The sequence below is a fragment of the Pseudomonas ceruminis genome, assembly GCF_021602025.1.
Classification (GTDB): domain Bacteria; phylum Pseudomonadota; class Gammaproteobacteria; order Pseudomonadales; family Pseudomonadaceae; genus Aquipseudomonas; species Aquipseudomonas ceruminis.
Genome location: NZ_BQHW01000005.1, coordinates 331,167 through 340,180, shown reverse-complemented (window position 1 = coordinate 340,180; position 9,014 = coordinate 331,167). Strand labels below are relative to the sequence as shown.

Here is a 9,014-nt window from a genome sequence, read left to right as displayed (position 1 = left end):
GCATGGTTTCCAGAGGATAGGGTTTTCTACCGCCGCCGGCCTTGGGGTAGAACGGTTCGATCAGCTCCAGCAGGCCTGCCCAGGGCACCACCTGATCCATTTCGGCGAGGAAGCGCTCTCGGCGGGTTTGCTTGCGCTTGCCGGCGTACTCAAAGTCGGAAAAGCTCATCTGGCTCATGGGCGGCTCGGATCAGGTGTTGCGGGGATTCTCGCATAACTGAAGGCTTGTTCGGAGATTCCCTGGGTCCCCACCATGTAGCGTTGACGCAGCACGCAGAATTTCTAATCGGCGGGTATTGCATATTGTTTCTTGCTGAGTCCAGCGGCGCGCAACCTCTACAGGTGCTTCATAGAGGGTCGTAACGCTGCGGCTATCCGGCTCTACGAGCGGAGCACTCGATAGCAGTTTTCTGCCATTGTCGACCGTGTAGACATGGTAGATATTGATGTGGTCCTCTGTATGCTCGACAACTCGGTCTATTTGCTTCAGCAAGTTCTGATTGCATCCCCACGACTGATTGATGTGAGCTGAGGTTATGAGATACGCCTCCTCATAGCACACTTCCGCACTAATACTTTTATGCATATTATGCAATTCACACGGATCAGTGACTATTAGCGTTTTGCTTTCTACTGCTTTGCCTTTTTTCAGAACAGTCTGGGTCACATGAATCCAAGGACTGTTGAATCCTAAAATCACGAACCGCCACTCGTGATGTTTGCTATCATTCATAAACGACTTTTTAAGCGCAGCAGGATGAGTGAGGAGCATTATCTATATCCCTTCGTTTAATTTTTTCTCGCAGCTTTCACATAGCGTTTTAATCCAGCCGAGTAATAGCTTCTTTTTAGCTCCAGAGCAGCCACACACCTCACAAATGCAACTGGATAACTCCTGCGCCATATCTATCAAGCCTGCAATGTAATCATCACCACCGTGGTAGCTGACTCTCAGGCTTCCATCCTTCTCTTTGATTTGTATGATTGTCACTTCTGGGGATTTGAGATTATTAATCCTGCCTTGGATTTTCGAGCACAACCTATCGATTAGGGGATACCAGCCTACATCGCATTGAACACCCCAATAGGGCACCCCAACAGGGTTTTGCGCGCTTTGCCTAAACAACTCGGAATATCGACCTATCAGCTCATCTTCATCGCGTTTTTCCACAACCGCCTCCTTGGTGAGGTCCTGAATGGATCATCAAACGGCCTCTCTGCGTGCGCCCTGGCCAACCTCATCAGGGCGGCTGCGAGCGGGCACGATGCAGGCAGATCGGCGCCACTGTCGCACCGGAAGTATTGTTCCGGTAACAATGATCGGAAGCATACTTCCTGTTCGGGGAGGCGCGCAAGGTGTTGAATGCTCCGTTTTGAGCACGCGAAAATGGAGAACAACCTGGCTTTCGGCCTAGCGTTCAAGCGCCTGCGGTTGCTGAAGGGAATGACCCAGGAGGACTTCTCCTCGGTCGTCAGCGAGCGTTACATCCGCATGCTCGAACGAGGCCAGTATTCGCCGTCTCTTTCCACAATCGTGGGGCTGGCGGACGTCCTAGGCATAGGTGCCGTATCGCTCGTCGCTTTGGTTGAGGCGGAATCAGCAGGAGAAGAAGCTACTGTGGTTGCGAGGGAGGCCCTAGTCGAGCTGATGGAGCTTGTTCAGACCCTCGGCCCCCTGTGAAACCACCTTCGCGGGTGGTGGCAGGGCAACAAAGCCTTGCTCGGATTGTTGCAAAAATTCTTGCTCATCCCATCGAGTCAAGCTCAGTCCTTACGCTACAAGGAGCAGAACGGAAAGGTCTCGGCTGAAGATTAGAAATCAGCACATGGCTTTTGACTGCGGTGGCCATCTGACGCTCCCGGAGGAGTCAGCAGCCCAATCGCAGGAATTGGTCGTCAGCCTACATAGGTGCTACCGAGACGACTTCAGCGTATCGATATTTCTTTCTTGCTACCTTCAAAGCGTTTTGCTGAGCCAGAAGGGAACTCAACGTGTCTGCTTGGTATATAAACTCAAACCTCTGCCCTTCAAAATCATTACCGACGTGTAAGACCACCGTAAGCCCTGGCGTATAAGACTTTGACATCTTACTCTTGGCCTTGGCTGGGGCTTGATGATTCTGCGTAGCGCTGGCTGTCTTCTCGGCAGATCCAAAAAGCGCTTGGCGCATCTCCTCTTCCGTTAAATTTTGATGCATGGTGCCTCTCACTGAATTTGATTAATCGCGTAGCTGCCTGCAATTGCCCAAGGCTAGAGAATTTACGGTTATTATAGACTTGGGCCAAAGTCTGGCATGTCCAGCAGTCTTGTTGTAGCCGGGAATAGAACTCGCTTTTGAAGCCTAGGATCAAGCATCACCTCAGCAGCATTGTCCTTTATCCTTACAAAATAAACAGGTCGCTTTACGACTTCTGACAATCGCCTCGTCTCACTTGCCAACTTTATACTAAATCTAGGCGTATTCGGCACCACTTCGATCAATACGTAGAAGGTGTCATATTTATCTCCAACAAGCTTTTCAGCCTTTATATCGAAATAATGCTCACCAGCGCGTACATCTCTATAAACCTCGAAGTCTTTATAGGCAAGCGCAAGCGAAACAGCAAGTTTGGCGCGTTCCACGCGCACAGGGCTAGTCATTTATCGACCCCAAATTTAGATACAAAGTTATCAAGTTTGCTCGCATGGTGTGCTCGAACCTCGTCACGTAGCGATTCCAGCGTCACATCACAATTGAGATCGTGCAGTCTTGGCACGAGAGAAACACCAGCATGTCTATTTTTATCAATTGCAATAAAGAATATTTCTCTATTACGGCCCGGCGCATCATCAACAGCCACAAGGTAAACAGGAACCTTCCGACTATGTGCAGCACTTACTTCAGCAGCTTTGAATCTAGCAGGGATACTTCCTGTTGATTTTGCTGCCTTTGTTGATTTGACTTGGATCATAAAAAACTCTCCAGTCTCTTGTTCATCCCCGTCAAGCAAGTTTACCATAAAATCAAGTAAATTCGCTTTCTCACCCAAGTGCCTCACAAAAAACAAAGGTTTCCCATTAACGTCCCGCATCATGCTGAAGCCCACACTGAACTCACCACGAGCACCTGTTACGTCACTCACAAAACCCCCAAAGAAAGCATAGTTTCAATATTTAGATGAGACCAGAGAGACTTCCTCTGCCCAGCGTGAATACGATAGAAGTCTCCGCACCCATGCGTTCCTCCTGAAGGATAATCTCATGTGAAGCTGCTGCCAAACCACAAATCTTAGCACCAAAGGCTTTGGTGGCCAGGGGACGCTCTCAGTGACAGCGATACAGCTTTCGATCCCTGAGAGCCAAGTGTGAGATAGGTAGCCAAGTGGTCGTCAAAAAGCAGCATCGGGGACGACGGCAGAGTGAGCCAGAGGATGGTTTGACAAAAACGACCACTAATCAGCTACTACCACGTAAATGAAGTCGCAAATAATCAATCGCGTGAAAACAAGTCATCAATTGGGTCAATGGCTATAAAAGAAGACACCGGCGAACTAATTCGCTGTTCCCGATAGGAATAGTAGTCAGGCTCATGTTCTTCCTCATAAAAATATTTGTCGTAATATTTATCAACATTCACAGAGCCAACAACGCTATCGGCAACGCTTGATGGATCAATCGCCCCCAGCTCAAGCGCCCGCTCATCCATTATCCCCATCATCTTTCTTCTGGCTTCATGCCGCGTACTACAATCAGAAAAAATCTCAGACTCCGGAAACTCGTCTTCAACTGTTGCAATCAAATGCTCTGTAACAACCTCGTCATACCTTTCGTAGAGCGATTCATTCCCAGATATATCAAAGCATCTAACGATTTGCGATAACGTCAATAATTCTTGATGATGAGGATCATTATCAAAAGCACCATCCAAGAATAATTCGACCAAATCCTTAGTAACAAGCCCCCTACGCATCCCCCACAAAAGGAGTCGCGCTGACGATTCAAATGATCGCCCACACTTCTCACCAGCAACGAAATCAATCGCTTTTAGAAGATTATCATCTGAAGTACAAAAAGGTCTTATAAGCTCAGACCTGACAATGCACAAGTGAGCAATAAACTCCGAATCACATCCCAGGAAATTCATTTCCGAGACACATGCAAAGACATGGCGAACTACGTCCACAGCCATTTCATTTTTGATTATTTTGTTATCCGACATGTCTTTCAAGGTCCTCAGAGAGGAAACTGTCTTAAGACTACCGAAGCATTGCCGCAAAGCAGGCCCATTGCTTGCGTATCTGTTGATCACAAAATCCCCCAAAGAAGGATTGAACAATCGAATAAAGGTATGACTTTCACCAGCTACAAATCTAGTGAGCATTGAGCCAGAAAGATGGCGAAGATTTAATATGAAATCCTTCTTACCTGTGAGACTAGCTGCACTTGGGTCAGATAAGAAACGCGAGAATGCTTCTGAAAGCTCAGACTCAGTTATTAGGCGGCCATTCATTGCAACCAGTAGAACCAGAGTACGACCGCAGTCGTCAAGCTGCGCTTGGAACGGATGATCCCAGACCTGGGAAGGGTTGTTCAGCAATGCAGTTGCATGTGACCAGTATAAGCTTGACGGGACACTTTCCAATCGCTGAGCGTCGGTAATGAACCTAATCAATCTAGGGTTAAAATTTGGATGATCAATAATGGTTCGATAACGTTTATGCGAGTATAGTTCCTCAACATAATCGCCACCCAAATCAGAATGCCAAATATGATTATAGAGAATTCGAGCCTTATCCATTTTCGATATGGACGCTAGCGTTACCTCAAATTCATTGCGACTTACATTTGAGTTATGAAATACGTCATTTAGAATCTTTCCTTGGTTAAGGATAGTAGTTCGAGACGTCAACACAAATCGCTTTTTTGAGTCTTTGACTATACGACTAATGAATTTGACAATTTTCGCCCCCTCATGCCCCGAGAGCGCTTCCAAGTAGTTACGACCTAAAAAATCGTCAAAATAAAAAATCTGCTTTGAATCAGGGTTAAAAGCCCCTTCAGCCTCTTTAATATCGTCAGAAATAACTGAAAGCTCAAAGCCCTGCGCAACATACTGCAAAATCAGCTGCCCCGCCAAAGTCGTCTTACCAATACCAGCAGGGCCAGTAATTATCACGACCTTGGTAGACTCTAGCTTCTCAAGCGCTTCACTATGATTGAGAGTAGGAACATATAGTTTAGAAGCGTCCATGATCTCTTCGATCTCAAACTGACTTCTATCATGCATGGGTTTATTGAAGAAATAGCTCAAGACATTGGAGCTAGCAATCCAAAGCTTATAGTGTCGTTTTTCAACATCTGGATGCTTTGCCAGGACATCATTCAAATCCTCTCGCCCAAGTATATCTTCTGGAGACAGAACAAAAGGCGAAAGCTTCTGCATCAAGATCTTCTTATCATTTAGCGAGAGCGAGTGAGAGACCGCTAAAATATAACGACTTGGTGCCAACCGTGTAACTTTCCGACTTTCAGACTCATCAATATGCCTAACAAGCTTTTCTAAAGGCGTCGAAACCCAATGCTTACATTGAAGAACCCACTCATCACCCTCAGACTTAAAGTAGCGCCCATCAACTCCACCGTCACGTCCCGGCTTGAATCTTTCAAACTTCACGCCTTCCCTTGCACTGAGCAGATCAGTACAAAAAACCTCGAACTCTTTGTCGTTCAGCCTTGAAAAATCATACTCGTTCACAGATCGCCTCACTCAATTGTGAGCTACATGCCAGTAATTATAAACCCGGCTAGTGAGAAGTTAGGCAGGTAGATAGGCTTACCAATATCCAGCTTAGAGCCTATCTACCGTCTTAAGAACAGAGTATCAGTCCCCAATACGCCAACCGGAGGTAATGGGATATCTGCGATCTCGCCCAAACCCACGCTCAGTGATTCTCGGCCCTACTGCTGCTTGCCGACGCTTATATTCGTTCAGATCTACCAGACGTATCACCTTACGCACTATCTCAGCGTCAAAGCCATGCTCGATGATAGCGTCAGCGGACAGGTCCTGCTCAATGTACAGACGCAAGATCTCATCCAGTACTGGATAAGGCGGCAGCGAGTCTTCGTCTTTCTGATCAGGGGCAAGTTCTGCTGATGGCGGACGGTCGATTACTCGTTGCGGGATCACATACCCCAAAGTATTGCGGTACTCGCAAAGCTTAAATACAAGCGTCTTGGGCACATCCTTCAGAACATCGAATCCGCCCGCCATGTCTCCATAGAGTGTCGCGTAGCCGACGGCCATCTCACTCTTATTACCAGTAGTAAGTACGAGATAGCGCTTTTTATTAGAGATGGCCATGAGCATCGTGCCGCGACACCGTGCCTGAAGGTTCTCCTCCGTCGTGTCTTTAGCCAGCCCTTCGAACTCGGGTGCAAGCGTCTCAAGGAAAGCCTCTACCATCGGAGCAATTGGCAAAACGCTATATTTGACGCCAAGGATCTCTGCCTCTTCCTTGGCATCGTCTTGGCTCATCTGAGCGGTGTAGCGGTAAGGCATCATGACTGCCTCGACGTTCTGGGCTCCCAACGCATCAGCCGCAACCGCTAGGCAGAGTGCCGAGTCGATCCCACCAGAGAGCCCAAGAACTACACCCTTAAAACCATTGCGCTGAACGTAGTCACGTACCCCCGCAACCAATGCCTGGTACACACTGGCTTCCAGACTCAGTAGATCAGTCACAACACCAGGAACTGGCTCCAAGGCGCTCTCTGAGCATTGGAAGTCAGCTACGAACAATCCCTCTTCGAACGCTGGAGCGCGCTGGGTGACCTTGCCACTACCGTCAACAACAAAGCTGTTGCCGTCAAATACCAGTTCGTCCTGACCACCGACCTGATTCACATAAATCATCGGGATTGCACATTCGCGGGCTCGCTGAGCAAGAAGCTCTTCACGCTCGGCTTGCTTACCCCGGTGGAATGGGGACGCATTAAGCGTCAGCATGATCTGCGCTCCAGCATCACAGGCCTGCTTGAGGGGCTCCGAGAACCAAATATCTTCGCAGATAGTGATCCCTACCTGGATGCCAAACAGGTTGACGACGCATGGGCCGCTGCCTGACTCGAAATAGCGCTTCTCATCAAACACACGGTAATTGGGCAGCCGCTGTTTGTAATAGCGCGCGATCTCTTCTCCATCTGAAATGACCGCGCAGCTATTGTATCGAGAACCGGCTTCAACCCATGGGAAGCCAATGATGATGACGATGCCACGCGCCGCTTCTCGAACGCGCTCAAGCGCTTTCTCAATGCGGCTCTGCATGCTAGAGCGAAGGAGTAGATCCTCAGGCGGGTAACCGCAAAGGGTCAGCTCTGGGAAGACGATGACCTGAGCGCCGTCCTTATCCCGAGCCTTATGAGCCGCCTCGATGATTTTCTCGACGTTACCGTGAACATCTCCGACGCGGATGTTCAACTGGGCCATTACCACTCTCAAACGCTGCTCCATGGGTCCTCCAGAAAGGCCTTACGTGGGATCTACGAGATTCTGCGCCTTGGGCCAAAGCTTCTCAGCGGAGGTTGAGCTAGATCCATGAATGAAATACATATTGGTGGCTCAACTGATGTTCCACCGAACGGCTCCTGAGGAGAGCTTCTCCAGTCACCCAACGCTCACAGGGGAACCACGCCCTACCTGTCGCAGCACCTCGTGATAACCGATTCATTATGCCCCATCAGGCAATCTCACCGTGCCTGTATTTCAAGCAAGGCCGACGCGATTGGACTGTTTGAAATTTTTTTCTTTGTTGTGCAGGCTATGGATTATGCACACCTCACCCATACCAGCAGGACCCTTTACCATCGATGTATTGGGCACTATTTTGGGGGGAGTAAGGTGATGGGCTTCTTTACCAAGTTTGGTGATGGTGCCTGCGACCTGGCGCCGCTGAGTGGCTTGGTGAAGCACCAGGTGCGGGCGATTGCACGCAGCTTTGGCGCACCGCAGGCGCTGGTGGAGAAAGTGCCGACTGCGGACCTCGAAGACCTGGAACCGGGCAAGCCGGACGAGGCCTCGCATGGCGTGACCTACCAGCAGATCGACGCCTTCCTGCAGGGGCAGCCGGTGGATCAGGCCGCGTTCGACATCATCGTGGCTACCTACCGCAAGACCCAGCACAAGCGCGAATTACCATTCGCCCCATAAAAGCTTCGCGGGCAAGCCCGCCCCCACAGTACCCCTACTTAAAGCGCGTTTAGTGGGGTGCCTGTGGCAGCGGGCTTGCCCGCGAAAGGAGGGCGAAGCCCTCCCCTGGTTTCAAACAGTCATCACTTTACGACGACCTTGCCCTTCATCATCGAGATGTGGCCCGGGAAGGTGCAGAAGAAGCTGTAATCGCCACCGGCTTCCAGCTTGGAAGTGTCGAACTTCACTTCGGTTTCTTTCTCTGGCGCGCCGATCATCGCAGTGTGGGCGATGATGTTGGCGTTGTCTTCCTTCAAGTAGCCCTTGTCGATGCCCTGGGTCATGCCTTCACTGGCAATGGCCTGCATGTCGGCAGTCTTGCTGATCACCAGGTTGTGGCCCATGACGTTCTTCGGCAGGTTGCCGGAGTGGGTGAGTTTGACGGTGAATTCCTTGCAGCTCTTGTCGACGGTGAATTCCTTGGTGGTATAGGACATCTGGTCCGTCGATTCGACAGTTACCGAGCACTCGGCTGCGAAGACAGAGGCGCTGGCGAGGGTCAGCAGGGATACCGCTACAGCTTTCGCAAACATCATGAATCTCCTTGGCAGGGTTTTATCAATTGCGAGACTGCCTGAAGCCAACGCTCCCCTTGCTGATATGCGTCAAGAGGGTGTCAAGTGGCCAGCCAGTAGAATTGTTCAATGGATTGTATACAACCAATCTAAGAGCACATCATGCCCTTTTAATAGACGATGGGACAACCTCTCATTTAGGAGCAATTGCAATGTCCCTCTCAAGTTTCATGAACAGTCTGCTTGCTGCCTACGCTCACGGCGCCAGCGG

Annotated in this window: 9 protein-coding genes and 1 pseudogene; 2 read left to right on the top strand and 8 right to left on the bottom strand. The window is 49.6% G+C overall.

Annotation, left to right across the window (positions count from 1 at the left end):
* The 3 genes from L6D80_RS09040 to L6D80_RS09030 all read right to left on the bottom strand — a co-directional run.
* On the bottom strand, positions 1–178 hold a 178-nt coding region (locus L6D80_RS09040; protein ID WP_473811945.1), incomplete at its 3' end, for a transposase.
* A gap of 12 nt (positions 179–190) precedes the next feature.
* Positions 191–772: a hypothetical protein gene (locus tag L6D80_RS09035; RefSeq protein ID WP_236183037.1), complete on the bottom strand. Its 582-nt coding sequence runs from the start codon at positions 770–772 to the stop codon at positions 191–193.
* 3 nt (positions 773–775) lie between these two features.
* Positions 776–1,171, bottom strand: coding sequence for a hypothetical protein (locus tag L6D80_RS09030; protein ID WP_173891257.1), 396 nt, complete (start codon positions 1,169–1,171; stop codon positions 776–778).
* A gap of 192 nt (positions 1,172–1,363) precedes the next feature.
* Between L6D80_RS09030 and L6D80_RS09025 the strand changes: the two genes are divergently transcribed.
* Positions 1,364–1,681: a helix-turn-helix domain-containing protein gene (locus L6D80_RS09025; RefSeq protein WP_082916832.1), complete on the top strand. Its 318-nt coding sequence runs from the start codon at positions 1,364–1,366 to the stop codon at positions 1,679–1,681.
* A gap of 588 nt (positions 1,682–2,269) precedes the next feature.
* Here L6D80_RS09025 and L6D80_RS09015 read toward each other — a convergent pair.
* The 4 genes from L6D80_RS09015 to L6D80_RS09000 all read right to left on the bottom strand — a co-directional run bounded on the left by L6D80_RS09015 (position 2,270) and on the right by L6D80_RS09000 (position 7,493).
* Positions 2,270–2,641: a hypothetical protein gene (locus L6D80_RS09015; protein WP_173891258.1), complete on the bottom strand. Its 372-nt coding sequence runs from the start codon at positions 2,639–2,641 to the stop codon at positions 2,270–2,272.
* Positions 2,638–3,123 (bottom strand): DUF4365 domain-containing protein, encoded by a 486-nt coding sequence (locus L6D80_RS09010; protein ID WP_156747498.1) that lies wholly within the window; start codon positions 3,121–3,123, stop codon positions 2,638–2,640. The genes L6D80_RS09015 and L6D80_RS09010 overlap by 4 nt, the downstream gene beginning before the upstream one ends.
* Positions 3,124–3,470: 347 nt before the next feature.
* Positions 3,471–5,735: an nSTAND3 domain-containing NTPase gene (locus L6D80_RS09005; RefSeq protein ID WP_173891260.1), complete on the bottom strand. Its 2,265-nt coding sequence runs from the start codon at positions 5,733–5,735 to the stop codon at positions 3,471–3,473.
* Positions 5,736–5,861: 126 nt separating this feature from the next.
* Positions 5,862–7,493, bottom strand: coding sequence for an NAD+ synthase (locus L6D80_RS09000; protein ID WP_173891261.1), 1,632 nt, complete (start codon positions 7,491–7,493; stop codon positions 5,862–5,864).
* A 384-nt stretch (positions 7,494–7,877) separates the two neighbouring features.
* Between L6D80_RS09000 and nadE the strand changes: the two are divergent.
* Positions 7,878–8,189 (top strand): annotated as a pseudogene (gene nadE, locus L6D80_RS08995) (NAD(+) synthase); the annotation flags it as partial.
* Positions 8,190–8,311: 122 nt separating this feature from the next.
* Here nadE and azu read toward each other — a convergent pair.
* Positions 8,312–8,761 (bottom strand): azurin, encoded by a 450-nt coding sequence (gene azu, locus L6D80_RS08990; protein ID WP_054900216.1) that lies wholly within the window; start codon positions 8,759–8,761, stop codon positions 8,312–8,314.
* Between the last annotated feature and the right edge of the window lie 253 nt (positions 8,762–9,014).